2 protein-coding genes are annotated in these 505 nt (G+C 39.4%); both read left to right on the top strand.

What is annotated here, in order from left to right; all coding sequences use genetic code 11:
- Positions 1-146, top strand: a 146-nt coding sequence (locus C9J29_RS23990) for a glycerol-3-phosphate responsive antiterminator (protein ID WP_201798440.1), incomplete at its 5' end; no start/stop codon positions are given.
- A gap of 122 nt (positions 147-268) precedes the next feature.
- The coding region (locus tag C9J29_RS23985) for an FGGY family carbohydrate kinase (protein WP_272898259.1) at positions 269-505 on the top strand (237 nt) is incomplete at its 3' end.

Here is a 505-nt window from a genome sequence, read left to right as displayed (position 1 = left end):
CTATTATACAAGAAGTACATGAAAAAACAGGGATACCAATCTTGGCAGGGGGATTCATAAAAAGCGAACAAGACGTGCTTCAAGCTTTAACAGCTGGTGCGACGGCTGTTACTACTTCAAGACAAAACCTTTGGAAAGCCTATTAGGTGGAAGTAAAGAAAGAAAATTTGAATTTAAGAATTGTCCAGCTAAGGCTCCTGTCGGGGCTGACTAAGGCGCTTGCGCTTATCTTATTAATACATGATGAAACAAAGGAAGGTTTTAAAGAATGGAAACATTTATTTTAGCGCTAGATCAAGGAACGACTAGTTCAAGAGCCATCCTTTTTAACAAAAAAGGGGAGGTTGTGTATCAATCACAAGCGGAGTTTACTCAATATTTTCCGAAGCCAGGATGGGTGGAACATAATCCGGATGAAATTTGGAGTTCGATACTATCTGTTATCGCATCTTGTTTATCAGAATCGGGTATTCAAGCAAAACAGATTGCTGGCATTGGTATAACC

Source organism: Lysinibacillus fusiformis (assembly GCF_003049525.1).
GTDB lineage: Bacteria > Bacillota > Bacilli > Bacillales_A > Planococcaceae > Lysinibacillus > Lysinibacillus fusiformis.
The sequence above is the reverse complement of the archived record's forward strand: the minus strand, read 5'-3'. Positions and strand labels throughout refer to the sequence as shown.